Raw genomic sequence first — 25,538 nt, 5'->3', positions numbered from 1 at the left:
GCTGCCGTCCGAGGCGCGCTGCGCGACGCCGTCCGTGCCCCCACGGCATTCCCCCTGGTACTGCTGTCGGCCCGTGATGCTTCCGATGCCGTTGGGTTCAGATGATGCACGATGTGACGCTTCGTTGTCGCCCCGTTACGCACGTTTCTCGCGTGTCGTCGCGGCGTGTCCCGAGATTCCGGCCGGATCCGGCCCGGCAGGCCGCTCCGAGGCCTGAGGACGGCGAGACGTGGCTCACTACGGTGACCGGGTGGACGAACCAGGTGCCGGGCGCCGTCGGCAGAACGAGGTCTACCGGGCGGGTGTGTTCGGGCACCGTCCGCTGGTCCCGATCGCGGCCCGGAAGCTCCAGGCGCGGGCGAAGCGGGCGCTGAACGCGCGCGCCTACGCCTATGTCGCGGGCGGCGCCGGCGACGAGGCCACCCAGCGGGCCAACCGCGCTGCCTTCGACCGGTGGGCGGTGGTGCCGCGGGTGCTGCGGGACGTGAGCAGCCGGGACCCCTCGATCGAGCTGTTCGGCCGCCGGCTCCCCGGCCCCCTGCTGCTCGGTCCGGTGGGCGCGCTCGAGCTCGTGCACGACGAGGCCGACCTGGCCGTGGCCCGCGCGGCGGCGTCGGTCGGCGTCCCGATGGTCTTCTCCAATCAGGCCTCGGTGTCGATGGAGGAGTGCGCCGCGGCGATGGGCGACGCACCGCGGTGGTTCCAGCTCTACTGGTCGACCTCGGACGAGCTCGTCGAGAGCCTGGTCGGGCGGGCCGAGGCGGCGGGCTGCGACGCGATCGTCGTCACGCTCGACACCACGATGCTCGGCTGGCGCCCGCGCGACCTCGACCTCGGGCACCTGCCGTTCGCGCTGGGCAAGGGCATCGCGCAGTACACGTCCGACCCGGTGTTCCGCCGGCTCGTGGCGGAGCGGGTGGCGAACGCCGGGCCCCGCGAGCCCCAGCCCCGCCCCACCCCGGCGGCCCTGCGTGCGCTCGTCGGCATGGCCAGGGCCTGGCCCGGTTCGATCCGCGACAACCTGCGCTCACCGCTCCCCCGCGCCGCCGTCGAGACGTTCCTCGGCATCTACTCCCGGCCGTCGATCACCTGGACGGATCTGGCGTGTCTGCGGTCGAGGACACGCCTGCCGATCCTGCTCAAGGGCGTCCTGCACCCGGACGACGCCCGGCGCGCGCTGGACGAGGGCGCGGACGGCGTCGTCGTCAGCACGCACGGCGGGCGGCAGGTGGACCGCTCGATCGCGGCGCTCGATGCGCTGCCGGAGGTGGTGGGGGCGGTCGCCGGCCGGGCCCCGGTCCTGCTGGACAGCGGTGTCCGCAGCGGCGCGGACGTGTTCGTCGCCGTCGCCCTGGGCGCCAGGGCGGTGCTGCTCGGCCGGCCGTTCGCCTGGGGTCTGGCACTGGCCGGCGAGGACGGCGTCAGGCAGGTGATCTCGGACGTGCTCGGGGAGTTCGACCTGACGCTGGGCCTGACCGGGCACACCGCCGTCGACCAGCTCTCCCCCGACATCCTCCGTCGCGTCGGCTGACATGCGGTCGCTCCTGGAGCGTCGTCCGCGCCCTCGGGAGTTCTGCCGCACCCAGGAGGACGAGGAAACGCTCCACCAGCACCGGTCCGGACGAGGAAGGCCCACACCGCTGGTGAGCGGCGCCTCGCCACGCCCGGGGACGGGGGTCCGGAGCGACACACCGGGCCCGTCTTGACGCCGGATGTGACCTGGCGCACAGTGGAGAGGGGCGGGGGCAGCCGGTACAACTGGCCACCCATCGCTGGGTGGACCGACCAACGCGGCCAGACCGTCAGGACCGGCCCCCCGCCCCCATATCCCTTCACTGTGCCGACAGGGCGTGCGCGTGGCGGGAACGATGCCTGCGATGCGGACACCGCTTGACGCGACCCCGGTCTCCACGAGGCCGGGGTCGCGGTCGTACGGGTCAGGCCAGGGCGGGTTCGGCGTCGACCAGACCAGAGCGGATCTGCTCCCGCAGCTCCGCGGTGTTCTCGTGGCCGTGCTTGTCGACGGCGTGGGCCACGGCGGCGTCGAGGAGCTCCTCCTCCTCGCCGGCGATCGTGAGCGTGCAGCCGATCTCGCTCGGCATCGTCCGGCAGTCGACCATCTTGCGCGTCATGTACGTGCCTCTCCGTGCGGGCCGGGCGCCCGCTACGGGCGTCCGGCCGGGATGCTGCCACCATCTGGCGGCTGGGTAACGACCCTCGACGGGCTCGTGGGAACAGCCCTCAGCGGGCGTAGTTGCTGGCGCCGTACCAGTCGACGACCACCACGGGCTCGTCGCCGACGACCCAGGCGTCATGACCCTGGGGGAGCGAGGTGACGTCGCCGGGGCCGGCCTCGAACTCGGTGCCGTCGGCCATGAGGACGTGCACCCGTCCACTGACGTGGTACTGCATGTGCGGCGCCTCGCAGAGCTCGGTGCCGGCGATCGGTTTGACGTCGTTCGACCAGCGCCAGCCCGGCTCGAGGACCAGCCGCCCGATCTCGGCACCGCCGACCTTCACGATCTCCGCCCGCCCGTGCGGGAACGGCCGGACCTCGTCCGGCTCGGCGAACCTGCGGTGCTCGGTGTTCTGGGTGGTCATCAACTGCCTCCTCGGAAGGTGGGATTCCCCCGTTGAGGTGCGGCCGCAGGCGTAGGCTTACTTGCACGTAAGTCAGACGTCAAGGGGTGTGACCGCGATGTCCGCGACGAGCGGCGCGAACGGCGCCGGGACGACGAGTCGGATACTCGACGTGGCCGAACGGATGCTGCAGGTCCGCGGCTACAACGGCTTCAGCTACGGCGACGTGGCCGCCGAGCTCGACATCACGAGGGCGGCCCTGCACTACCACTTCAAGGGCAAGGCCGAGCTGGGCCAGGCACTGATCGAGCGGTACGCCGCGCGCTTTGCCGACGCGCTCGCCCACCTCGACGCCACCGCCCCCGACGCGGCCGCCAAGCTCCGCGGCTACGCCGACCTCTACACCGACGTGCTCAGCGCCGACCGGATGTGCCTCTGCGGAATGCTCGCCGCCGAGCACCGCACCCTCCCGGACCCGCTCCAGCAGGCGGTCTGCGCCTTCTTCGCGTCGAACACCGCGTGGCTGCGAAGGGTCCTGGAGGAGGGCTGCGCCGACGGCAGCCTCCGGTGCCCCGGCACACCCGAGGACACCGCCTCGATGGTGCTCGGCGCGCTCGAGGGAGCGATGCTCATCACGCGACTGGACGGCGACGTCGCGCGCTTCACCGCGACGGCCAACCAGCTCCTGGCCGGTCTCTCCCCCGTGCCGGTCCGGGACACGGGAACGCCGCCGTCCCCCCGTTGCTAGGGCAGCCCGACCACCAGTGACGCGGTGATCTCCTCGGGCGCCGCCGGCAGGATCGTCTCGAAGTAGGAGCGCGCCGCGAGCGTCGTCCCCACGTCGTGGCCGGCCGCCTCCGAGAGGAACCAGCGGTGCTCGAGGACCTCGTGGAACAGCTCCGCCGGAGCCAGCCGGCCCAGCAGTTCGCCCGGGATCGCCGCGACGACGGGCCAGTACACCTCGTCGACCCAGCGGTGACCCGCGACGGTCTCGGGCAGTGCCGTGCCGTCCCGCTGCTCCAGCCAGGCCCGGTACCCGTGGAGGTCGGTGAGCAGCCGGCGGGCCTGGTTCTCCTGCACCTCGAGGCCGGACAGGCGGAACAGCTCGCGCCGGTGGTGGTCGGGCTCGGCGACCTGGGTGCGCACGCGCAGCCGCGACGCGTCGTCGGAGGTGACCAGCTCGATCTCGCCGGCGCCGAAGCCGAGGTCGTCGAGGCGCTGGAGCCGCTCGATCACCCGGAGCGTCTCCTCCTTCGGCGCGACGAGCTCCTCCCGGGTGAGCTCGTCCCAGAGGTGCTCGTACTTGGTGCGGAGGCCCACGGCCAGCTCGACCGCGTCCACGCCGTCCGGCAGGAGGCCCGCGGCCTCGAGGTCCAGCAGTTCCGCGCCGACGCGGTCGACGGCCAGGTCGACGTCGTGCGCCCGCTGCCCGTCGGAGAGGGCCGGGTGTCGCTCGACGGTCTCCGCGTCGACGAGGTACGCCGCCATGGCGCCGGCGTCCGGGCGGAAGAGCGTGTTCGACAGCGAGGGATCACCCCAGAAGACGCCGTCGAGGTGCAGCCGCACGAGCAGCCCGAGCATCGTGTCGACGAGCTGCTCGGCCGAGTGCTCGCCGCGCGGCGTCGAGAACAGGTGGCGGTAGGAGACCGAGTAGTCCAGGTAGCGGGTGACGAGGATCGCCGGCAGGTCGTCCGGGCGGTCGACGCAGATGCCCACGGCCTGGACGGTCGGCAGACCCTCGGTGGCGAACGCCGTCAGCAACGCGTACTCCTTGCGCGCCAGGGGCTCGACGATCTGCTTCAGCGCGTAGAGGGTGCCCTCGCTGGCGACGAAGCGGACGACGTGGCGCGAGATGCCGCGTGAGGGGACGTGCGTGACGACGTCCTCGGGCCACTCCTCCAGCGGAAGGTCCCAGGGCAGCGCCAGCAGACCGGCCGCCTCGGTGGCGGGCGGACGGAAGAGGAAGCGCATGCGGGACTCCGGCGGAACGGGGGCGGGACCGACTCAATCGTCCCTGCGCCGTGTTTCCTGGAGCCCCGTCCGACCCGGCGAGTCGTCATGACGTCTGTCTCGTTTGACCGCCTCCGCTACAGCAAACCCACCGTCGCTGAGGGAGTGGTCACTTCCTTGGGCGTCTGCGGCAGCACCGTCTCGAAGTAGGAGCGGGCGGCCGCCGTCGTCCCCACGTCGCGGCCGGCCGCCTCGGACAGGAACCACCGGTGCTCGAGGATCTCGTGGAAGACCTCGGGCGGCGCCAGCCGGCCGGCGAGGTCGGCCGGGATCGCGTCGATGATCGGCTGGTACACCTCGCTGACCCACCGGTGCCCGGCCACGGTCTCGGGCACCGTCCGGCCGTCGCGCTGCTCGAGCCAGGCGCGGAAGCTGCGCAGGTCGTTCAGCAGGCGGCGGGCCTGCTGCTCCCCCACCTCCAGGCCGGTGAGCCGGAAGAACTCGCGACGGTGCTGCCCGGACTCCGCGACCCGGGTCTTGATCCGCAGCTTGACGCCGCCCTCCTCGGTGGAGATCAGCTCCACCTCGTCCACCGCGAAACCGAGCTCGTTGAGCCGCTGCAGGCGGTCGGCGATGCGGTAGCGCTGGTCCTCGGGCGAGAAGACCTCCTCGCGGGTCACCTCGTCCCAGAGGGCCTCGTACCGCGCGGGCAGGGCGGAGGCCATCTCGATCGGGTCGATGTCGGCGGGGAGCAGCCCGCCCTCCTCCAGGTCCATGAGCTCGGCCGCGACCCGCTCGGTGGCCAGTTCGACGTCGTAGGCGCGCTGACCGGGCGACAGCCGCGGATGCCGTTCCACCGTCTCGGCGTCGACCATGTACGCCGAGATCGATCCGGCGTCGGGACGGAACAGCGTGTTCGACAGCGAGCAGTCGCCCCAGAAGATGCCGGCGAGGTGCAGCCGGACCAGGAGCTCGACGAGGGTGTCGATCAGCTGCTCGGCGGAGTGGTCGGCGCGGGGGCTGGAGAACAGGTACCGGTAGGACATCGAGTACTCGAGGTAGCGCGTCACCAGGACGGCAGGCAGGTCGTTCGGGCGGTCGACGCAGATGCCCAGCACCGAGACGGTCGGCAGCCCCTCGGCCTCGAACTCGGTCAGCAGGCTGTACTCGTGGCGCGCCAGGCGCTCGTCGATCTCCTTGAGGGCGTAGACGGTGCCGTCGGAGGTCGCGAAGCGGACGACGTGCCGCGAGATGCCCCGCTGCGGCACCTCCAGCAGGTGCTCGTCGTCCCACTCCTCCAGGGGCTGGTGCCATGGCAGCGTCAGCAGACCGGCGGCCTCATCGGCGGGCGGGCGGAAGAGGAACCGCATCGTGCGCTCCCGTGGTCAGGCGTCCGCGTCAGTGTGACAGCAGCGGTTCCGGCGGGCCGCCCCTCGCCCAAGCGCCGGGCGTCAGCTCTTCGTCTGGTTCGGGTGACGGGTGTGGACGTCGACCAGCCAGACGTCACGACCCTCGACGTAGAACCACAGGCGAGCTCCGCCGGGCAGCTCGTACTGCCACCGCCCGTGGGTCTTCCCGTCCCGTTCAACCGTCGCAAGCTGCCCCTTGAGCTGATGGTTCCGTTCACTCGAGGCGCGAGGTGTGCGAGTCAGGAAGTCCCAGGCATCCACGACGGAGTTGCGAGTCGTGCTGAGGAGATCCGTCCAGCCCTTCTCGGCCTGCCTGGTGGCGAACTGGATCGTGTACTCGGCCTTCTTCAGAGGGCGCGGTACATCCGACTTCCGCTTAGTCACCCTGACGCGGGTCGCTCACCGGCGACGGCTCGTCGAGCCAGTCGAGCTCTTCGTCCGGGGTGTAGCCAGCAGCCAGCGCCACCGCCGTGGAGTGCCATGCCTCGAAGACGACGAGGAGTGGTCCGAACTGGCCGACAGCGGCACAGGCACGGGCCACGTCGACGATCTCGGTACCAAACTTCTCGCGATCGCCGGCCCTGAGGAACTCCACCCAGGGGAACTGCTGCCGCAGCCGCTCACCGAGTGACTGGCCGGTCTGACTCAACGATGCAGCCACGAGGTTCGCAGCCACGGCGAATGCCCGACGTTCCCGCTCCACGTCCTCCGACTTCGCCAGAACCAGGTCGTCCCCATCCCGGCGGGTGATGTTGACCGGACCCTCGTCGGCGGCGGCGAACACGGCCGCAGAGTTGCGGGACAACTCTGACGACTGGACGGTGCGGCGCACGGCGGCGGTCATGCACCCATTATTCAGAACGTGTTCTGAATGTCAAGTCGGCGGCCCACCCGACGTGGCCAGCAAGGCCGACAGCATGCCCGAGCGGGAAGACGAATCTGCCGCGCCTCCCCCGTCGGGGCTGCGCGGCAGATCGGTGTCTCAACCAGACGTGCACCCGAAGGGATTCGAACCCCTAACCTTCTGATCCGTAGTCAGATGCTCTATCCGTTGAGCTACGGGTGCCGATGTTCAGTTGTGGTGCGCGGAGGCTCCGGGATTTGAACCCGGGATGGGGATTAACCCAAACCGCATTAGCAGTGCGGCGCCATAGACCGGACTAGGCGAAGCCTCCCGGGGTCCGAGTCGCTCGGAACCACCGAGGAGGAAGACTACCAGCGCGGCCGAGCGCCTTCGATGGGGCCCGGACGGCGGCCGGCGCCGCCCGTGGTCGCCGGAGCCGGCCCGCAACCGCCGGAGCCGCCGTGCAGCGCGGCTGCCGCGGTTGCACAGCGGCTCCCGCGGGGCCGACGCCCCGTCAGGCGGCGACCGTGTCGCGCAGGACCACCCCGCGCACCGGACGGCGCCCGGGCACCAGCGTGACCGCGACGGCGAGCGCCGCCCCCACCGCCGCGAGCGTGAGACTGCCGCTCACCCCGGCCGCCCCCTCGATGAGGGCACCGCCCACCGCCGCCCCGACGGCGGAGGCCCCGAAGGCGATCGTGGACAGCCAGGTGAAGGCCTCCGTGGTGGCGCGGGCCGGTGCGATCGAGCCGACCAGCGAGCTCTGCACGGTCAGCGTGGGGGCGATCGCCGTCCCGCCCAGGAACAGCAGCGCGCCGAGCACCCAGGGGTTGTCCACCGCGGCCAGCGGAACCAGGCCGATGGTCACCCCGAGCAGCCCCCAGCGGTACTGCCGCGGCAGCGAGACGCTGACGACGCGGGCGCCGAACCAGAGCCCGCCGGCGACCGACCCCAGCGACCAGACGGCCAGCAGCACGCCGGACAGGCCCGGCGAGCCGGCCGCGTCCGCGAACGCGGGGACGGCGACCTCGAGCGCCCCGAAGCCGAGCATCAGCGCGGAGCCGCTGAGCAGCACCCGCGGCATGCCGGGCGCGAGCACCGTCGTGAGCAGACCGGTCCGGGGACCGCCGGCCGGGACCCAGGCGCGCATCGCGGCGGACGTCGCGATGCCGAGCGCCCCGCTGACGGCGAGCACGCCCGCGGCGACGACGGCCCAGGCGGGGCCGGCGAGGACGGTCAGCGTGGCGACGGCCGTCGGTCCGGCCACGAACACGAGCTCGGTCGTGGTCGCGTCCAGGGCGTATGCGGTGGGGCGGACGGCGGGATCGACCCGCGACCACAGCGCCCGCACGGTGCCGGAGACCAGCGGCGTACCGGCGCCCGCGGCAGCGGCGGCGGCGATCACCAGCGGGGCCGACGCGTCCCCGAGGACGGCGGCCAGCAGCACGCCGAGGAGCACGGGGTAGACGGCCACCTGGCCGAGCAGGACCGGACGCGGACTGCGGCGGTCCGCCAGCCGGCCCAGCACCGGGGCCATGATCGCCATCGCGACGCCATGCGTTGCGGCCGCAAGCCCGGCGACGGCGTAGGAACCGGTCTGCTGCTGCACCATGAGCAGCAGCGCCAGCGGCACCATCGCCGACGGGAGCCGACCGGCGAAGCCGGACAGCAGGAGCACCGGGGCGGAGGGGAGCCGCCACACGGTGAGGTAGGCACGCATGGTTCTGCACTCGTTTCACTGCGGGGAAAGGAACTGTAGGGAGTCAAACAGCGTTGACCACCTACGCAGGTCCGAGGCTAGCACCGATCGGTAGGGAGCCACATGGATTACGACACCTACGGGTCAGGTGCCGTCGAACTGGCCATCGAGCTGGCCAACGCCGACCTCGACGAGTTGGTGAGCTTCCTCACCGCGCACGAGGAGTGGTTCAGCCCAGGGACGGCGTTGACGCTCTCGCCGGGTGAGGCCGGCCGCGCCGCCGCCACCGCTCAGCTGGTCCGGGCGGTCGCGGTGGCGGAGACCGAGGACGACGTCCTCGCCCGGCTCAACGAGCTGCTGGCCCTGGCCCGCCCGCGCCCCTACGCCACGCATCACGACGGCGAGCTGCACCTGCACTACGCACGTCCCGAGGCCCCGGCGCTGGAGCAATTGACGACGACGGTCGCGATGGGCCTGTCGCAGGTGGTCGTCCAGCACGGGTGGCGGCGGCTCGGCGTCTGCTCGGCCGAGGGGTGCGACGACGTCTACGTCGACACGTCGCGCAACGCGAGCCGGCGGTACTGCTCGAACACCTGCGCCAGCCGCTCGACCGTCGCCGCCTACCGGGCCCGCCAGAAGTCCTGACCCCACTCCCCCGCTTCCGGTACCGAAAGCGGAGGACGGCACCGCCGCTTGCGGTACCGAAAGCTCACCCGGCCGGGTCGGGGTGGGCGCGCGGCTCGGCCGGACACGGCTCGCTCCACTAGCGTCCGGACGTGTCCAACCCCCGGATCTGGGACGCGCGCCTCCACGCGTTCATCGGCCGCCTGCCCACCACGCCGGCCGACCGCTGGCTGCGCCGGCTCTCCACGTTCGCCAACCACGGGAAGCTGTGGTTGCTCCTCGGCCTCCTCCTCGGGCTGCGCAAGGGCCCGCTGCGCCGCGGCGCGATCCGCGGGGTGGGCTCGCAGGCGGTCTCCAGCCTGCTGGTCAACGTCGTCCTCAAGCGGTACTTCGGCCGGGTGCGGCCCGACCTGGAGAACCTGCAGTCCCACCGCCGGCTCCGCCGTGAACCGGGCAGCCTGTCCTTCCCCAGTGGGCACTCGTCGTCGGCGGCGGCCTTCGTCACCGGCCTGGCGATGGAGAGCCCGCTGGCCGGTGCCGCCCTGGCGCCGGTGGCGCTGGGCGTCGGCTACTCGCGGGTGCACGTCGGCGTGCACTACCCGGGGGACGTCGTCGCCGGGCTGGCGGTGGGCAGTGCCGTCGCCGTCGCCACCCAGCACTGGTGGCGGATCCGCCCGCAGGAGCCGGCCCGCGTGCGGACGACGTACGAGGCGCCCGCGCTGCCCGAAGGCGAGGGGCTCGTCGTCGCCGTCAACCCGAGCTCGGGCCCGGACGACTACGACCCGGTCGCCGACATCTCCCGCCTGCTCCCCCGCGCCGAGGTGCTGGAGATCGGCCAGGACGCCGGCGTCGCCGAACTGCTCGGCGAGGCCGCCCGCTCGGGACGGGTCAAGGCGCTGGGCGTCGCGGGCGGGGACGGCAGCGTCGCCGCGGCGGCCGCCGTCGCCCTCGAGCACGGCCTGCCGCTGGCGGTCATCGCCGCCGGCACGCTCAACCACTTCGCCCGGGACGTCGGGCTGGAGACACCGCAGGACACCGCCGACGCCGTCCTCTCCGGTTCGGCGGTGCACGTGGACGTCGCCGACGTCAACGGGACGCCGTTCCTCAACACGGCGAGCATCGGCGGTTACCCGGAGATGGTGCGCCGGCGCGACCGGCTGTCGGGGCGGATGGGCAAGTGGATGGCCCTGACCGTGGCGGCCGCGCAGGTGCTGCGGACGGGCACGCCGGTGTCGCTGGTGGTCAACGGGCAGCCGCTGCGGGTCTGGATCCTCTTCATCGGCAACGGCTGCTACACGCCCCGGGGTCTCGCGCCCGCCTGGCGCCCCCGACTCGAGGACGGCCTGCTCGACGTCCAGTACCTGAGGGCCGATGTGCGGTTCAGCCGGACGCGAGCCGTCCTGGGCGCCCTGCTCGGGGTCAGTGACCGCGGCTCGGCGTACGCGTCGTTCCAGGCCGAGGAGGTTCGCGTGGTCTCGCGCTCCGGGCTCAAGCAGGTGGCCTACGACGGCGAGATGGGCGAGAAGGCGGAGCAGTTCGTCTTCTCCAAGCGCGAGGCCCTGACCGTCTACTGCTGCCGCACCGAGTGACGCTCTACCGTGGGAACCGTGGTGCGCTGGCTGTACGTCCTGGTCGTCGGAGGGATCGTCTCCGGGTTCACGCTCCTGCTCATCACCGGCCGGTACATCAACGACGGGCCCGTCGTGATCACACTGACCAGGTCGCACGGTCTGCACGCGGGGGACCTGTTCGTGATCACCGGATGGGCGGTTGCCATGGCGGCCCTGGTGCTGCTTGCGAGGGGCCCCGACCGGGTCCGCTCGACCTGACGACGCGTCGTCCCTGACCCCGCGTTTCGCGCACCGGGGCGGCGGTTCCGATCACGGAGCGTGAAGCCTGGCCGGATTTTTGTCTGTTCGTGGCGCCCGCCACAGCCTCGAGGTTGTCGGTCGTGGTGATGTGACGACACAGTTCCCGTACCAGGGCCCCGGGGAGCAGCGTGTCCGACGGCAGCAGCACGACCCGGACGGCTGACCGACACGATCGGTCAGAGACGTCCGGCGCTGCCGCATGCCCGGCACAGAGCCCCGTGGCGTGGTGGCGCCGGACGCTCCTGACGGTCGCCCTCCTCCTCGGCGCCTGGACCCTCCTCGCCGTCTGGTCCGGTGCCGCACAGGCCGATCCGCTGGAGCCGGAGCCGTGCGCCGCCGTCCAGATCGAGCCGCCCCCGCCCTCCCCTCCCGTCGAACCGGTGGCTGCGGAGACATCGCCCGAGGGCGTCCCGCTCGAGCCGGCGACGTGTGACTCCGCCCCTCCGCCGGTCGTTCCCGCGGAGCCGGACGCCGTCGTCCCGCCGCCTCCGGGCCCCCCGGACGTCCCGGTCGCCGACGCTCCTGTCGTGATCCCGGCCGGGGACGCCCTCGTGCCGCCTCCCGACGGTGCCGTTCTGCCGGTGGCCCCCGAGGACGCCGGGCCGGCGCCGGAGGCCCCGACCGCTGACGTCCCATCCGCCGACGTCCCGGCCGTGCTCCCCGGCACCCCGCCCGTGGAGCCGGACGCCGCGCTCGTGGAGCCCGCACCCGTCGAGCCCGCGGTCGTGAGCCCACCGCTCGCGGCAGGGACCGTCCCGCCCGTCCCCTGCAGCGAACCGGCTTCTGGCGATGTCGTCGCGACGGACATCCGTGGCTCGCCGCACGGTGACTCCGGGAACGACGGGCAGCTCACCACCCGGACCGGATCGACCACGACCGGTACGGCGCCGGCCCTCGCCTGGGTCGAGGAGAGCGGTCCACCGGCCGTCCCGGCGAGCCCGCCCGCGCCTGCCCCTGCCCCTGCTCCCGTCCTGCCCGCACCGATCCCGATGCCCGCGCCGGCCGGTCCGGCCGGTCCGGCCGGGACCTCGGCCGCGGCGTCCTCCTGCACGTCCTCCGCCGGTGCGGGACAGCACGACCAGGCCGACAGCATCACCGCGGTCCTCGATGCCCGGGTCGCCGCCTCGCTCGCCCAGGCCGCGCTGCGGCCCTCCTCCGGCTTCGCCGGAGCCGTCGTCGGTGGCGCCGACGACCCGGGAGTCCGGCCAGGCTGAGCCTGCCTCCGACGGCACCCGTCTGCCGTCGGGCTCTCGCCTCTCCGATCGAGCACGGCCACGCCGTCTCTCGCCAGGGCCCTTCCCCGCCCTCCTCGCACCCGCGCCAGTCGCGGGGCCACGCACGGACGTCAAGGAACATCAGATGTGTCAGCACAAGCACGCGGATTCGGCGCTGCCCACGGGACAGGCGCCCCAGCACCCGCCGCGACTGCGCCGGCATCGGTCACAGGGCCGCCCCCTGCAGCCGACGCTGCTGGTCGGGGACGCGCACGGGGTCGCAGCGCTGCACCAGAAGCTCCTCCGGGAGCCCCGGCAGCGCTACCGGGTGATCGGCTGCTGCCTGCCCACCCCCGGTCGGACCGGGGAGACGGTGGACGGCCTCGCCGTGCTCGGGAGTCCGGACGACGTGATCGACGTCGTCTACCGGTACGACGTGGCCGCGGTCGCCGTCCTCCCCTCGTCGGGAATGGACCGCGCGGCGCTCCGTCGGCTGCAGAGCGACCTGCAGCTGGCCCGAGCGGACCTGCTGCTCGCCCCTGCGGGCAGCGATGCCCGCGGGACCCGCACGTGGCACTCGGCGGCGCCACGGCAGAGGGCACGCCCCGGGCTGCACGGCGTGCACCGGCTGGTGAAGGCCTCGTTCGACCGCGTGGCCGCGGCGTTCGCGCTCCTCCTGCTGGCGCCCGTCCTCCTCGGGGTGGCCGTCTGCGTCAAGGCCACGAGCGGCGGGCCGGTGTTCTTCCGGCAGGAGCGCGTCGGCCGCGACGGGCGCGTCTTCCGGCTGCTGAGGTTCCGCAGCGCGGGGACCCTGCGGCGCTACTCGATCGACGAGTTGCCGCAGCTCTTCAACGTCCTGGTGGGGGACATGTCGCTCGTCGGGCCCCCGCCCGGCCTGCCGTCCGAGCTCATCCGCAACGGGGTCGACGTGCACCGTCGTCTGTCCGTCAAGCCGGGCGTGATCGGCCTGGGGCAGGTCGGCGGTGGTCGGGGCCGGTCCCGGGCCCACCGGGAACGCGTCGACGTCGACTACGCGGAGAACTGGTCCCTCCGCCTGGACCTGATGGTCCTCGGCAGGACCTTCGCGGCGGTCCTGCGGGGGGAGGCGGCGCCGTAGGCCGCGGCGGCAGCGCACCGGTGTCCGCCCTTCACGGGGTGGTGCGGCCACCGGCGTCGCTGCTCACGGGTGACGGATCGACGAGGCCCGACCGGGCGGCCATCGGTGCAGGTCGCTACGGTCGCAGCCAGGGATTGCCCCGGGGTTCTCCCGGGCAGTGCACGTCCCGACGTCCACAGCGGCACCGCGTCCAGCGCCGCCGAGGGAAAGAGGTCTCCATGTTGGTCCGCCGCATCGCCCGGCCCCTGCTCGCCGCCCCCTTCGTCTACGGGGGGATCAGCACCCTCCGCAAGCCGCAGGACCGCGTGCCGGGTGCCCGACCGGTCGTCGAGAAGATCGCCGACGCCGCCGACAAGCAGCTGCCGGTGCAGCTCCCCAAGGACGTCGAGCAGTGGGTCAAGGCCGACGCCGCCGTGAAGGTGGTCGCCGGCGCCCTGTTCGGGCTCGGCCGCTTCCCCCGGCTGACCGCGCTGGTCCTCGCCACCTCGATCGTCCCCACCACGCTGGCGGGGCACCGCTTCTGGGAGCACACCGACCCGACCGAGCGGTTCGGTCAGATCTCCAACTTCCTCAAGAACACCGGCCTGCTCGGCGGGCTGCTGCTGGCCGCCGTCGACACCGAGGGCAAGCCGTCGGTCGGCTACCGCGCCCGCCGTGCCGCCAGGAAGGCCGCAGACTCGACCGAGAAGAGCTTCGAGCGGGCCCAGAAGCGGGCCGCCAAGGCGCAGAAGAAGGCCGCGAAGAGGGTCGGCCGCTGACCGCACCGCTCCCGCCCGCGGCCGCGCTCCGGAGGATCGCCTTCCTCCTGGAGCGCGCCCGCGAGCCCAGCTACCGGGTGCAGGCCTTCCGCACCGCGGCGGCCGTCGTCGACGGGCTCGACGCGGACCAGCTCGACCTGAAGATCCGCACCAACACCCTGAAGGACCTCAAGGGCGTCGGACCCAAGACGGCGGCGGTGGTCGTCGAGGCGCACGAGGGGCAGGTGCCGGAATACCTGACCAAGCTCGAGGAGACCTACGCCGAGCTGATCCCCTTGGCCGACGACGTCGCCGAGTTCCGGGCCGCGCTGCGCGGCGACCTGCACGTGCACTCCGACTGGTCCGACGGCGGCAGCCCGATCCGTGAGATGGCCGAGGCCGCGATGGCGATCGGCCACGAGTACATGGCGCTCACCGACCACTCCCCCCGGCTGACCGTCGCGAACGGGCTGAGCGCAGCGCGGCTGGAGCAGCAGCTCGACGTCGTCGCCGGGCTCAACGCGGAGCTGGCGCCCTTCCGGATCCTCACCGGGATCGAGTGCGACATCAACGTCGACGGCAGCCTGGATCAGACCGACGAGCTACTCGGCCGGCTGGACGTCGTCGTCGCCAGCGTGCACTCCGAGCTGCGGGCCGACTCGAAGGCCATGACCGCCCGCATGCTCACGGCCGTCGCCAATCCGCACACCGACGTCCTCGGGCACTGCACCGGGCGGCTGGTCATCGGCCGCCGGCAGCGCAACGGCACCCAGAAGCCGCGACCGGAGAGCCAGTTCGACGCCGAGGCCGTGTTCAGCGCCTGCACCGAGTTCGGGACGGCGGTGGAGATCAACTCCCGGCCCGAGCGGCTCGACCCGCCGAAGCGGCTGCTGAGCCTGGCCGTGGAACTGGGCTGCGACTTCGCCGTCGACACCGACGCCCACGCACCCGGACAGCTCGACTGGCAGAGCAACGGCTGCGAGCGCGCCGTCGAATGCGGTGTGCCGGTGGACCGGGTCATCAACACGAAGACCGCCGACGACCTCCTCGCACGGGGGTAGGTAGAGGGGGCGCTCAGGCCGGGTTCGCCGCCAGGTACCCGGCGAGGGCCTCGCTCCAGTTCCGGGGCCGGAACCCGGCGTTCTTGATCTTCGACAGGTCGAGCACGCTGTTCAGCGGCCGGGCCGCAGCGCCTGGCTTGTCGGCGAAGTACTCGGCCGTGCTCACCCGGCCCACGTCGTCCCCTGACCGTCCGCGCGCCTCGAAGACCGCCGCGGCGACGTCGGCCCAGGACGCAGGCTCCCCGTCGTTCGTGATGTTGTAGGTACCGAACGGCGCCCCGGTCTCCAGGAGGTGTCGGATGCCCGCGGCCAGATCGGCGGTGAAGGTGGGGCGGCCCACCTGGTCGGCGACCACCGTGGGCGAGGCGCCGCGATCGGCGAGGCCGGTCATGGTGCGCACGAAGTTGCCGCCGTCCCCCACGACCCACGTGGTGCGCACCAGGTAGTGCTTGGTCACGTGGCCGGCCTGGGTGTCGCCGTCGGCCTTGCTCTGCCCGTAGACGGACAGCGGGTTCGGCGGCCAGTCCTCGGGGATGGGCCCGTCGTGCCTGCCGTCGAAGACGTATTCGCTGGAGATGTGCACGAGCGTGGCGCCCGACGTCCGCACGGCCCGAGCCAGATGACCCACCGCGTCGACGTTGGCGGCCCGGACGGCCTCGAGGTTGGCCGGGTCCTCGGCGGCGTCGACGTCCGTCCATGCCGCGGCATTGAGGACGACGTCGACGTCGGCCCACCGGTAGTTCCGCACGGCTGCGGCGTCGGTCACGTCGAGCGCCGCCCGGTCGAGGGCGACGGCGCCGGGGAACTCGCGTCGGAGGGCCCGGCCGAGCTGGCCCCCCGCCCCGACGATGACCGTGCTCACTGGCCTCGCGCCGCGTACTTCGCCTCGACCTCCGCCTTGAGCGGGCCCCACCACGACTCGTTGTCGCGGTACCAGTCGACGGTGGCGGCCAGGCCGTCACGGAAGTCGGTGTACTGCGGCGTCCAGCCCAGCTCGTCGCGCAGCTTCGACGCGTCGATCGCGTAGCGCAGGTCGTGCCCGACGCGATCGGTCACGGAGTCGAAGGCGTCGGCCGGCTTGCCCAGCAGCTCGAGGATCAGGGACAGGACCTCGCGGTTGTTCTTCTCGCCGTCGGCGCCGATCAGGTAGGTCTCGCCGGAGCGGCCCTTCTCGAGGATCGCGTGCACCGCCGAGTTGTGGTCGTCGACGTGGATCCAGTCGCGGACGTTCTCGCCCGCGCCGTAGAGCTTCGGCCGCAGTCCGGACAGCACGTTGGTGATCTGCCGCGGGATGAACTTCTCGACGTGCTGGTAGGGCCCGTAGTTGTTCGAGCAGTTGGAGATCGTGGCGTGGATGCCGAAGCTGCGCACCCAGGCCCGCACGAGCAGGTCGGAGCCGGCCTTGGTCGAGGAGTAGGGGCTCGAGGGGTTGTACGGCGTCTCGGGCGTGAACTTCTTCGGGTCGTCCAGCTCGAGGTCGCCGTAGACCTCGTCGGTGGAGATGTGGTGCAGCCGGACGCCGTGCTTCCGCACCGCTTCGAGGATCGTGAACGTGCCCACGATGTTGGTCGTCAGGAACGGCGAGGGATCGGCCAGCGAGTTGTCGTTGTGGCTCTCGGCGGCGAAGTGGACGACGACGTCGCAGCGCTGCACCAGCTCGTCGACGACGGCCGCGTCGGCCACCGACCCGTGCACGAACTCGATCCGGTCCAGCACCGGCGCCAGTGACGCCTCGTTCCCGGCGTACGTGAGCGCGTCGAGCACGGTGATGTCGTGCTCGGGGTGCTCCCGGAGTGTGTAGTGGACGAAGTTCGCCCCGATGAAGCCGGCGCCCCCGGTGACAAGCAAGCGCATGGTCGTGAGCCTCCACATTCGGTGCACCGGTTCGGCGGTCCGACCCGGGGCCCGCCCACTCAGCGGGCCGTCCTCGTCCGACGACGGTAGCCGGGAGGCGCCACGCACCTGCACGCGCGCCGGGTCAGCGCGGACACCCGTTCCAGGTGGGGCGCACGATGCCCGTGCAGCGCGGGTTCCCGACGCGGCCCGCCGGTTGGGCAGGTTCTGCCCGCGTCGGACCGGGTTCCGCCCGGACCCGCCGCCTAGGAAGGACTCATGACCTGGATCCTGATCGTCGGGACGGCGTGGCCGTTGACCGCAGCCGTTGCCGCACTGGTGCTCGGCCGCGCGATCGGTCTGGCGGACAGGCGGACGGCCGAGGCGGAGTTCGCTCGGCCCAACTTCGTGGTGGACCCGGCGCTCACCATCGCCTGATCGCTGAGACGCCTGGCGGCACGGGCGCCCGCGTCCCGGCATCCGAGGCGTCGCAGACCCGTCCTGCACGGAGCGATCCCCGCTCCCCGCTCCCTCCACAGTTCCGCAACCGCTCGGCCTCTCGGCCGGCCTTCCGGCCGCGGACGCCCTCCCCCGCACGCCCGACTCGGCCCGTCGAGGCACGCACCTCACCTGCCGTAGCGACCATCGACCCGGTCGACTCCACCGCCGCCGAGTTTCGGTACGGCAACTGTCGCAAGACGTCACGGACAGTGAGCCCGTGCCGAGAGCGGGCCGCCGGCCTGCTCCCTCGCACGGACGACGGTTGACCGCGCATGTGCCAGCGGACATGGTTCCTGCCACCCAACTGTGGACAACCAATTGACCGAGGACTGCACGGACTGCAACTGGGAGTGAGCTTGCGGATCGGTGGCGGCATCGTGGGGCCTACAGGCGACCTGCAGTCGCCCATGGCGCCCCTCGGTGGCGCGTGTCGCCGGGCGCCGGATCCGGGCCCCGCGCCGCTGACTCCCGGCGACGAGACCGCCGGCCCGACCGCTCCGTTGTCGGACCGGCAGCTCCGGCGCCGCCGCGCACTCGTCGGCCTCGCGCTGTCCATCGGGGCGTGGGCGTTCCTGGGCGCCTTCGCGGGCGCCGCGGCCGCGGACGACGGGCGGTCGCCCGGAGTTCCTGATTGGACCACGGGGGCGCCGTGGAACCCGGCCGTCCCGCCGGAGGACGGCGCGGAGGTTCTCCCGGCCGGCGCTGCGGACCTGGGGACGAACCCCGGCGTGCCCGCTGCCGAGCCGCCGACCACCACCGACGCGACCCCCGACGCTGCCGGAAGCTCCTCGCCTCCGGCAGCCGAGGCGCCCGCGGGCCCGCAGGCTGCGCCCGTCCCCACCGAGGACACCGCGACGGACGCCCCCACGACCGACGACTCCACCACCGTCGACCCGACGACCGACGACGCGACCGACGACCCGCCGACCGTCGATCCCGCCACGGACGACCCGACCGACGACCCGCCGACCGTCGATCCCGCCACGGACGACCCCACCACCGTCGACCCGTACACCGTCGACCCGACGACGGACGACGGCACCATCGACGACGCCGCTACGGACGACCCCACCACGGGCGACCCCGTCACCGTCGACCCCACCACGGGCGACCCCGTCACCGTCGACCCGACGACCGACGAGCCCACCACCGTCGACCCGACGACTGTCGACCCGACGACGGGCGACCCCACCACCGTCGACCCGACCACCGTCGACCCGACGACCGACGAGCCCACCACCGTCGACCCGACGACTGTCGGCCCGACGACTGTCGGCCCGACGACCGTCGACCCGGCGACCGGGCAGCTCCCCGTGGACTCCTCCGGACCCGCGCCCGGACTGACCGGTGCCGGCCTTGGAACCGCTCCCGCTGCCGCCGCTGCGGCAACGGACCAGACGACGGTGATCACCGAAGCCGTATCGGGTTCGTCACCGGATCAGTGCGGCGCAGCCGGTGCCACGGCGCGCCCGACCGGTGCCCCGGCCGCCGGAGCCGGTCCGTGCGAGGCCCGGCACGAGGTGGCCGACGGAGACGGGGCCGATCCCTGCTGGAAGGCCGGATCGCAGCGCACCCAGCCCTCAGGAGCCGAGCAGTGGGCTGCCGCGCACTCCACTGACCCGACCACACTGGCCGAGAAGTCCCGCGAGACGACCGCCGAGGCCCCGCCGCCTCTCCTCCCGGAGCCACCCCTTCTCCCGGAGCCGGATCCACCCGCGCAGCCGCTTCATCTGCCGCGCGCACCGATGGCGCCGCCCACCCTGCCCGGGGCCGGAACCAGTGCCGGCGGATGCGTCAACACCGTCTCGGCGGGCGCCCAGCAGGATGCCTGGTCGCCGCTCGCGATCGTCGATCCCGGTGGCGCGGCATTGCTGCCCACGGTGTCGAACGGCTTCATCGCCTCCTTGACCCCGGACGTCACGGCTCGAGCTGCAGACCCAGGCTCCCGTCCCACGTGAGCGGCGCGGGCGCGCGTCCGGACGTCTGTCCCCGGCGCCCCGCCGCACGCCCGACCGCCCCGCCCTGCACCTGGCCTCCCAGTCGCTCGTCCCGTCTTGTGCGCGCGCATTCGCCGCATGATCGTCAAGGACAGTCAGATGACCCAAGTCAAGTACTCCGATGTCGCACTCGAATTTCCCGCGCGCAGACGACCGGAAGGTCCGCTGCTCGTAGACCACGCTCTGCGCGAGGTCGGTTCGCTCCGGCGTCGCCAATGGCGGCGCACCTACATCCGCCGGATCTTCGTCTCGGACGTCAGCTGTGCGGTGCTCGCCGCCATGGCCGGCGCCGCCGTCCGCTTCGGTCCGGAGAGGTCCGCGGCGACTCCTGCCTCGTTGTCCATGGCGATCGCCCTTCCGGTGGTCTGGGCATTCGCCATGGTCGTCGCACGGACCTACGAGGAACGCTTTCTCTGGGACGGCCCTGAGGAGTTCCGCCGCGTCTTCCTCGCCTCCGGGTTCCTGCTCGCCACGGTGGGGACGGTGTCCTGGGCCGTCCAGTTGGAGGTGGCCCGGGGATTCGTCGTCGTCGCGCTGCCACTGGCCACCCTCCTGACCCTGGCGCAGCGGTACGCCTGGCGACAGCGCCTGACCCGCCAGCGCCAGCAGGGCAAGTGCCTGCGCCGGACGTTGCTGGTCGGCCATCGCAGCGGTGTGGAAGCGCTCAACCGGCAGATCCAACGCCAGCCGCAGCAAGGCTACGACGTGATCGGCTGCTGCCTGCCAACCTCCGGGGGCGCCGCCGCCTCGTCGCTGGGCGGACTCCCGGTGCTCGGGGACCTCGACGGGGTGCTCGGCGCGGTGCGTCGCCACGACGTGGACACCGTCGCCGTCCTGCCCTCACCGCAGCTCGACGGGACGGCGCTGCGCCGGCTGGCGTGGGAGCTTGAGAAGACCTCGGCCGCGCTGCTCCTGGTGCCTGCGGTGACCGAGATCGTCGGACCTCGGGTCCAGATCCGGCCCGTCTGCGGTCTCTCCGTGTTGCACGTGGAGCGACCGGAACTGCGCGGCGTGCGGAGGGTCATCAAGGGCCTGTTCGACCGCAGTGCCGCAGCGTTCGGCATCCTCCTGCTCGCGCCGCTGCTCCTGGGCATCGCGGTGCTGGTGAAGGTCACGACGCCGGGCTCCGTCCTCTTCCGGCAGGAGCGGGTCGGCCACCGGGGCCGGACCTTCCGGATGTTCAAGTTCCGCACCATGGTCGCCGGTGCCGATCAGATGCTGGACATGCTCGCCGGGGAGAACGACGGCAACGGTGTCCTGTTCAAGAAGAAGGCCGATCCGCGCATCACCCGCGTCGGCGCTGTCCTTCGCCGCAGCTCACTCGACGAGCTGCCCCAACTGCTCAACGTCCTGGCGGGGACGATGTCGCTGGTCGGCCCGCGGCCGCCTCTGCCGTCGGAGGTGGACCGCTACGGCGTGGACATGCACCGCCGCTTCCTGGTGAAGCCCGGTCTCACCGGCCTGTGGCAGATCAGTGGGCGCTCGGACCTGTCCTGGGACGAGTCGGTCCGGATCGACATCAGGTACGTGGAGAACTGGTCGCTCACCTTCGACCTGCTGATCCTGTGGAGGACTCTGGGCGCGGTCATGCGGGGGTCCGGCGCGTACTGAGCCGGACCCCCGCCGGCCGAGGAGGACGGGGCCAGGCTCAGAGGTAGCCGGGCGACGCGTAGCCGAGCCCCACGGAACCGGCCGGGACGAAGTCGCCGGACGGGGGGCGCCCGTCGCGGACGCTGCCGGTCAGCGAGGTGTAACCGGGCCAGGAGGCCACCCCGGCGCTGATCGTCGCCGGGCAACCAGAGGTGTCCGGCTGCGGCCAGACGCTCGTGCCGAACGAACGACCCGACCGGCCGGCGATGTAGACGTTGTCCAGCGTCAGCGGGTAGGCGTTGCAGTCCAGCCAGATGAACTGGCCCCCCTTGTCCACGGTCCCGGACTCGGAGCTGGCGATGTTCGCGTTGAAGACCGTTCCGCGTCCGATGGGACCGAGGTCGACCCCCACGTGCAGCCCCTGGTAGTTCGTCGAGCCGGTCAGCCGGTCGATGCGGTACTCGCGCACCCCGCCCCAGGGCTGGAAGACGTCGGCGTGGTTACCGCTCTTCCCGCCCTGCATGCCCTCGACCCGGACGTTCTGGATCTGGACGACCGCCTTCGGCGCGTTGACGGCGATCCCGTCGGCCTCGGAGCCGTTCACGGCCCCGTTGATCAGCACGCCCTCGATGTGGACGACGCCGGTGCAGCTGTTGATGTAGATGGCCCGCTGGTCCGAGCCGCCGAGCTGGGCTGTCGCCGCGACGTCGATCTGGCCACCGATGAGGACGGCGTTCCGGCAGTTCTTGATGACGATCGGCCCGACCGCTCCCGTGGAGGACAGCTGGATGGTCACGTCGCCGCCGCCGGCGTCCACGGTGTTGAGGCCGCCCGCTCCGCTGACCTTCTTGACGGGGAAACTGGCGTGGCCCGCGGGCGGCGCCCAGCTGAGGGCACCGGAGGCACCCGACCTCCTGGTGGCCGGCAGTGCCGCACTCGGGGGCGTCGGCGACGGGCCGGTGGCGGGGGCCGCCTCAGCCGTTGAGGCGCTGGCCTCCGCCGCGACCGCCGCAGCCTCGGTGGCCTCGGTGGCCTCCGCGGCTGCCTGCTCCGCCGCGGCGATGCCGTCGGACCGGGCGCCGGCGCGTGCCGCTGCGCCCACACTCTGCGCCCGGCCCTCGTCGCCGTCGTCGGCGTCCTCTTCGTCCTCGTCGTCCGTGGGCACCTCGGAGGGGCCGACGGCCCCCGCCGAGCTGGACGGCTGGAAGCCCGCCACACCCGGCTCCTGCAGGGCTGAATACAGCCCCACGAGGACGAGCAGGGCGGCCAGGAGCCGGCTGACGGACCGGCTGAACAGAGAGAGATGAGCGCGGGACCGGGCGGCGGTCGGGGCGGTCTCAGGGCGATGACGAGGCACGCACCGAAAGTAGCATCACGATTACGTAACGCCATAGTATGTGCGAGTAATTACTCTCCGAGTTCGGTCAGGACGGCGCTCCGGCGCGCCGATAACTCATGGCCTCGCCCACCGACCTCCCGTCGGCCGGCCCCGAGGAAGCCGGCGCCCTGGCCGGTGGACGGCCTGCAGAAGCCCGGCCGCAGCGGACGACCTGTTGCCCGCCGCGCCAGGACCGCGGTTCCCGTACCCGAACGTCGTGCTGCTTCAGCCCGCGGTGGGCGTCAGACGGCGGGATCGGCCTCGTCGGTCCGGGGGCGAGCGAGCGCCGCGCGGAGGGCCACCGGCAGGCGCGGCCAGCGAGGTCCCACCGGGGGCAGCTTCCACCAGTGACCCTGGAGGGCGTCGAGTTCCGGTTCGATCCGGGTCATGCCGCCCCCGGGGTACGGCGTCAGCTCACCGAACCAGAGCACTCCTTCGTGCTCGTAGAAGTCCACGCGCAGCATGTCGAAACCGGCGGCCAGAGCCGATGCCGCCTTGAGCATGTCCTCGAGACGCTCAGGGCGTGGCGCGTCCGGCCCGCGGGCGTAGCCCCCCGTCCACGGCAGAGGCTCCCAGTCGGGCGTGTACAGCCGATTGCGGTGGACGGTGTCGCGGCTCGTGTGCACGCCGACGATGCGTGGGATGCCGTCGAAGACGAGGACCTTGAGATCGGCCGGGACCTCCCCCGGGGTCCCGATGAACTCCTCCACGAGGAGCCCCGGGCGCGCGTGCCGGTAGGCCCACTCCTCGTGCTGACGCCGGTCCTTCCGGTGCAGCCAGCTCTGCGTCCGGGCGGCCAGGTCCTCGGGTTCGGCCGCACCGTTGCCGAACAGCACGAGTCCGCTCGCGTCGTTGGGCTTCAGCACCCAGTGCGCGGGCAGGTCCACGGAGGCGAGTTCCGCGACGTCCACACCGGACCACAGGGTCTCCGGGATCCGTACGAGACCGGGGGCGATCAGCCGGGCGTGCTCCTTCATGGCCAGCTTGTCGCAGGTGTCGGCCAGCAGGGGCCGACGGTCGTACCGCAGCCGCCAGTGGATCTTCTCGTTGAACGTCAGGGGTCGACGCATCGGCGGCATCCGGCCGTGCGCCCGGCGGAACCGCAGGAACTGGCGCGCCGGCACCGGAATGGCGCGCATCAACGGCCGGTACCGGGAGGGGACAACCACGGGCGCCACCACATCATCACGGGCGCGCCACAGCAAGAGATAGCCGCGGGCGGGCTCTTCTAACGGGTGACATTCCCATGAGTATCCCGCTCAGGCCCAGGTACGGTGGCCATCTCGGGTGCCGGCGCACGCCGCTCCCGACGTCTGCGAGGAGAGAGTCGTTGTCCCCTGGGCCGGTCCCGGCGTCTCGCCTGCGCGCCCTCCGGGAAACCGGCATCAGGTGGAAGCAGTTCTGGCCATTCCTCGGCGCATCGCCCCGGCGGCTCCTGCTCCTCGCCGGCGGCTCCGTGCTCGCCGGGCTCCTGGAGGCCGCGCTGCTGGCACTCGTGGCCACGCTCGCCAGCGCCCTCTCCCAGGGTGTGTCGGTCGTCGACGCCGTCCCGGGCCCGGTCGAGGCCACCGCCTCCCTCCGGACCCTGTTCCTGGTCGGCAGCGCGCTCGCGCTGGTGCGCGCGGCGCTGCAGGTCTGGCTCGCCCACCTGCCCGCCGTGATGAGCGCCCAGGTCATGGCCCATCTGCGTCGGGTTCTCTTCGAGCGGTTCACCCGCACGTCGTGGTCGGTCCAGGCCGCGGAGCGGGACGGCTACTTCCAGTCGCTGATGGCCACGCATGTGAGCCACGCGTCACTGGCGATCACCCGTCTGTCTGCGGGGATCACCGCCGTCCTGATGTTCCTCACCCTGCTCGCGTCCGCCTTCTTCCTCAGCGTGACGACGGCACTGGTGCTCATCTCCGCGTCCGTGGGGCTCTTCCTGCTCCTTGCGCCCCTGTCGCGCCGCCTGAGGAAGCACGTCCGGGAACTCGTCGCAGAGAACGAGGAGTTCTCCAAGGGAGTGCACGAGATCGTCCAGATGGCGGAGGAGATCCAGGTCTTCGGAGCTTCGGAGGCCTACCGGAGCCAGGTGGACCAGCTCATCCAGCACGTGCGCCGTCCCCTCCAGCAGACCCGGTTCCTCACCCGGGCCGTACCGGGCCTGTACCAGAGCATGGCGTTCCTGCTCCTCATCCTCGCGCTGGCGGTCGTGTACTTCTCGGGCGCCACGGCCATCGCATCGCTGGCGGCGGTCGTGCTGATCCTCATCCGCTCCCTGACCTACGGCCAGCAGATCCAGACGGCCACGACCGGCCTGAACGAGCTCATCCCCTACATGACAAGGCTCAGCGAGGCGCTGGAGGAGTACGCCGCTCATCCCCAGGTCGACGGAGCCCAGCCACTGGGCCGCGTCGAGCGTCTGGGGATGTCGGACGTGCACTTCGCCTACGAGGCCGACAGAACGGTGCTGCGGGGCGTGTCGTTCGAGGCGCGCAGGGGCGAGGCCATCGGCATCGTCGGACCGTCGGGAGCCGGCAAGTCTTCCCTCGTCCAGCTCATGCTCCGGTTGCGCGAGCCCACGCGCGGGGCGCTGGAGGTCAACGGCCAGGATGCGACGGCGTTCGTGCGCGCGGACTGGCAGCGGCGCATCTCCTATGTGCCCCAGTCGCCGCAGCTCATCTGGGGCACCGTCGCGGAGAACATCCGCTTCTACCGCCCGGAGATCAGCGACGCCGAGGTGGAGCAGGCCGCCCGCCGGGCGCACATCCACGACGAGATCCTGTCCTGGCCGGAGGGCTACCGGACCGTGGTCGGGCCCCGCGCCTCCGCAGTGTCCGGCGGCCAGCGCCAGCGGCTGTGTCTGGCCCGGGCCCTCGCCGGGAACCCCGACGTCCTCATTCTCGACGAACCCACGAGCGCGCTGGACGTGCGGTCCGAGCAGGCCGTGCAGGAGTCGCTCGCCGAGGTCAAGGAGGACGTGCTGCTCTTCCTGGTGGCCCACCGGCTGTCCACCCTGTCCATCTGTGACCGCGTGATGGTCATCGTCGACGGCCGCCTGCAGGCCATCGACGAGCCCGGGGCCCTGCTCGAGGGCAACGACTTCTTCCGCGAGGTCAGCGACATCACGCTCCGTCAGGCTGCGAGATAGCCG

Annotated in this window: 24 protein-coding genes and 2 tRNA genes; 13 read left to right on the top strand and 13 right to left on the bottom strand. The window is 72.3% G+C overall.

Translation table 11 applies throughout. The annotated features are described in order from the left end of the window. Positions 1 to 250: 250 nt before the first annotated feature. Positions 251 to 1,531, top strand: a complete 1,281-nt coding sequence (locus tag E4P39_RS20715; RefSeq protein ID WP_135138483.1) for an alpha-hydroxy-acid oxidizing protein — start codon at positions 251 to 253, stop codon at positions 1,529 to 1,531. Between the two features lie 406 nt (positions 1,532 to 1,937). Here E4P39_RS20715 and E4P39_RS20710 read toward each other — a convergent pair whose 3' ends face one another. Both E4P39_RS20710 and E4P39_RS20705 read right to left on the bottom strand, forming a co-directional pair. Further along, positions 1,938 to 2,132: a DUF1059 domain-containing protein gene (locus E4P39_RS20710; RefSeq protein ID WP_135138482.1), complete on the bottom strand. Its 195-nt coding sequence runs from the start codon at positions 2,130 to 2,132 to the stop codon at positions 1,938 to 1,940. 109 nt (positions 2,133 to 2,241) lie between these two features. Further along, positions 2,242 to 2,601: a cupin domain-containing protein gene (locus E4P39_RS20705; RefSeq protein ID WP_135138481.1), complete on the bottom strand. Its 360-nt coding sequence runs from the start codon at positions 2,599 to 2,601 to the stop codon at positions 2,242 to 2,244. A 97-nt stretch (positions 2,602 to 2,698) separates the two neighbouring features. Between E4P39_RS20705 and E4P39_RS20700 the strand changes: the two genes are divergently transcribed. Further along, on the top strand, positions 2,699 to 3,328 hold the full coding sequence (locus E4P39_RS20700) for a TetR/AcrR family transcriptional regulator (protein ID WP_135138480.1): 630 nt from the start codon (positions 2,699 to 2,701) through the stop codon (positions 3,326 to 3,328). On the opposite strand, the gene E4P39_RS20695 is transcribed toward E4P39_RS20700, so the two are convergent. The 7 genes from E4P39_RS20695 to E4P39_RS20665 form a co-directional block, all read right to left on the bottom strand. After that, the gene (locus E4P39_RS20695; RefSeq protein ID WP_135138479.1) at positions 3,325 to 4,551 is read right to left on the bottom strand and encodes a DUF4032 domain-containing protein; all 1,227 of its coding nucleotides are present in this window, start codon (positions 4,549 to 4,551) and stop codon (positions 3,325 to 3,327) included. The genes E4P39_RS20700 and E4P39_RS20695 overlap by 4 nt on opposite strands. 116 nt (positions 4,552 to 4,667) lie before the next feature. Then, positions 4,668 to 5,900 carry a DUF4032 domain-containing protein gene (locus tag E4P39_RS20690; protein WP_135138478.1) on the bottom strand — a complete coding sequence of 411 codons (1,233 nt, stop codon included), beginning with the start codon at positions 5,898 to 5,900 and terminating at the stop codon, positions 4,668 to 4,670. An 81-nt stretch (positions 5,901 to 5,981) separates the two neighbouring features. Continuing rightward, positions 5,982 to 6,323, bottom strand: coding sequence for a hypothetical protein (locus E4P39_RS20685; RefSeq protein ID WP_135138477.1), 342 nt, complete (start codon positions 6,321 to 6,323; stop codon positions 5,982 to 5,984). Beyond that, positions 6,316 to 6,783 carry a type II toxin-antitoxin system Phd/YefM family antitoxin gene (locus E4P39_RS20680; RefSeq protein ID WP_135138476.1) on the bottom strand — a complete coding sequence of 156 codons (468 nt, stop codon included), beginning with the start codon at positions 6,781 to 6,783 and terminating at the stop codon, positions 6,316 to 6,318. Before E4P39_RS20680 ends, E4P39_RS20685 begins: the two co-directional genes overlap by 8 nt. Positions 6,784 to 6,932: 149 nt before the next feature. Further along, positions 6,933 to 7,005: transfer RNA gene (locus tag E4P39_RS20675), tRNA-Arg, on the bottom strand. Between the two features lie 20 nt (positions 7,006 to 7,025). Next, positions 7,026 to 7,114: transfer RNA gene (locus tag E4P39_RS20670), tRNA-Ser, on the bottom strand. A gap of 183 nt (positions 7,115 to 7,297) precedes the next feature. Next, the gene (locus E4P39_RS20665; RefSeq protein WP_135138475.1) at positions 7,298 to 8,503 is read right to left on the bottom strand and encodes an MFS transporter; all 1,206 of its coding nucleotides are present in this window, start codon (positions 8,501 to 8,503) and stop codon (positions 7,298 to 7,300) included. A 102-nt stretch (positions 8,504 to 8,605) separates the two neighbouring features. Here E4P39_RS20665 and E4P39_RS20660 point away from each other — a divergent pair, with 102 nt between their 5' ends. The 7 genes from E4P39_RS20660 (at position 8,606) to E4P39_RS20630 (ending at position 15,106) form a co-directional block, all read left to right on the top strand. Beyond that, complete coding sequence (locus tag E4P39_RS20660) at positions 8,606 to 9,127, top strand: CGNR zinc finger domain-containing protein (protein WP_135138474.1); 522 nt, start codon at positions 8,606 to 8,608, stop codon at positions 9,125 to 9,127. A 131-nt stretch (positions 9,128 to 9,258) separates the two neighbouring features. Beyond that, complete coding sequence (locus tag E4P39_RS20655) at positions 9,259 to 10,695, top strand: bifunctional phosphatase PAP2/diacylglycerol kinase family protein (RefSeq protein ID WP_135138473.1); 1,437 nt, start codon at positions 9,259 to 9,261, stop codon at positions 10,693 to 10,695. 18 nt (positions 10,696 to 10,713) lie between these two features. Continuing rightward, entirely contained in the window at positions 10,714 to 10,935 is a 222-nt protein-coding gene (locus tag E4P39_RS20650; RefSeq protein WP_135138472.1) for a hypothetical protein, read from the top strand. A gap of 260 nt (positions 10,936 to 11,195) precedes the next feature. Beyond that, positions 11,196 to 12,191: a hypothetical protein gene (locus E4P39_RS22720; RefSeq protein ID WP_135138471.1), complete on the top strand. Its 996-nt coding sequence runs from the start codon at positions 11,196 to 11,198 to the stop codon at positions 12,189 to 12,191. Between the two features lie 145 nt (positions 12,192 to 12,336). Next, entirely contained in the window at positions 12,337 to 13,308 is a 972-nt protein-coding gene (locus E4P39_RS20640; protein ID WP_167762023.1) for a sugar transferase, read from the top strand. A gap of 218 nt (positions 13,309 to 13,526) precedes the next feature. Next, the gene (locus tag E4P39_RS20635) at positions 13,527 to 14,066 is read left to right on the top strand and encodes a DoxX family protein (protein WP_135138502.1); all 540 of its coding nucleotides are present in this window, start codon (positions 13,527 to 13,529) and stop codon (positions 14,064 to 14,066) included. Further along, on the top strand, positions 14,063 to 15,106 hold the full coding sequence (locus E4P39_RS20630) for a PHP domain-containing protein (protein WP_135138501.1): 1,044 nt from the start codon (positions 14,063 to 14,065) through the stop codon (positions 15,104 to 15,106). The genes E4P39_RS20635 and E4P39_RS20630 overlap by 4 nt, the downstream gene beginning before the upstream one ends. A 13-nt stretch (positions 15,107 to 15,119) precedes the next feature. Here E4P39_RS20630 and E4P39_RS20625 read toward each other — a convergent pair whose 3' ends face one another. Both E4P39_RS20625 and rfbB read right to left on the bottom strand, forming a co-directional pair. Continuing rightward, positions 15,120 to 15,968 carry an NAD(P)-dependent oxidoreductase gene (locus tag E4P39_RS20625; RefSeq protein ID WP_167762022.1) on the bottom strand — a complete coding sequence of 283 codons (849 nt, stop codon included), beginning with the start codon at positions 15,966 to 15,968 and terminating at the stop codon, positions 15,120 to 15,122. After that, positions 15,965 to 16,960: a dTDP-glucose 4,6-dehydratase gene (gene rfbB, locus E4P39_RS20620; RefSeq protein ID WP_135138468.1), complete on the bottom strand. Its 996-nt coding sequence runs from the start codon at positions 16,958 to 16,960 to the stop codon at positions 15,965 to 15,967. The genes E4P39_RS20625 and rfbB overlap by 4 nt, the downstream gene beginning before the upstream one ends. A gap of 258 nt (positions 16,961 to 17,218) precedes the next feature. On the opposite strand from rfbB, the gene E4P39_RS22490 reads away from it, so the two are divergent. The 3 genes from E4P39_RS22490 to E4P39_RS20610 all read left to right on the top strand — a co-directional run bounded on the left by E4P39_RS22490 (position 17,219) and on the right by E4P39_RS20610 (position 21,048). Beyond that, a complete protein-coding gene (locus tag E4P39_RS22490) occupies positions 17,219 to 17,377 on the top strand; it encodes a hypothetical protein (protein WP_167762021.1) in 159 nt (52 codons plus the stop codon). Positions 17,378 to 17,847: 470 nt separating this feature from the next. Then, positions 17,848 to 19,398: a hypothetical protein gene (locus E4P39_RS20615; RefSeq protein ID WP_135138467.1), complete on the top strand. Its 1,551-nt coding sequence runs from the start codon at positions 17,848 to 17,850 to the stop codon at positions 19,396 to 19,398. 138 nt (positions 19,399 to 19,536) lie between these two features. Beyond that, a complete protein-coding gene (locus E4P39_RS20610) occupies positions 19,537 to 21,048 on the top strand; it encodes a sugar transferase (protein ID WP_135138466.1) in 1,512 nt (503 codons plus the stop codon). Between the two features lie 37 nt (positions 21,049 to 21,085). Here the strand turns inward: E4P39_RS20610 and E4P39_RS22485 are convergent, their stop codons facing one another. Together E4P39_RS22485 and E4P39_RS20595 are read right to left on the bottom strand one after the other, a co-directional pair. After that, on the bottom strand, positions 21,086 to 22,384 hold the full coding sequence (locus E4P39_RS22485) for a hypothetical protein (protein ID WP_167762020.1): 1,299 nt from the start codon (positions 22,382 to 22,384) through the stop codon (positions 21,086 to 21,088). Between the two features lie 263 nt (positions 22,385 to 22,647). Further along, positions 22,648 to 23,544 (bottom strand): ATP-grasp fold amidoligase family protein, encoded by an 897-nt coding sequence (locus E4P39_RS20595; RefSeq protein WP_135138463.1) that lies wholly within the window; start codon positions 23,542 to 23,544, stop codon positions 22,648 to 22,650. 191 nt (positions 23,545 to 23,735) lie between these two features. On the opposite strand from E4P39_RS20595, the gene E4P39_RS20590 reads away from it, so the two are divergent. Beyond that, the gene (locus E4P39_RS20590; RefSeq protein ID WP_209306647.1) at positions 23,736 to 25,535 is read left to right on the top strand and encodes an ABC transporter ATP-binding protein; all 1,800 of its coding nucleotides are present in this window, start codon (positions 23,736 to 23,738) and stop codon (positions 25,533 to 25,535) included. Positions 25,536 to 25,538 lie beyond the last annotated feature (3 nt).

Source organism: Blastococcus sp. CT_GayMR19, from assembly GCF_004570385.1.
Classification (GTDB): Bacteria; Actinomycetota; Actinomycetes; order Mycobacteriales; family Geodermatophilaceae; genus Blastococcus_B.
This window is presented reverse-complemented; position numbering and strand designations above follow the sequence as displayed.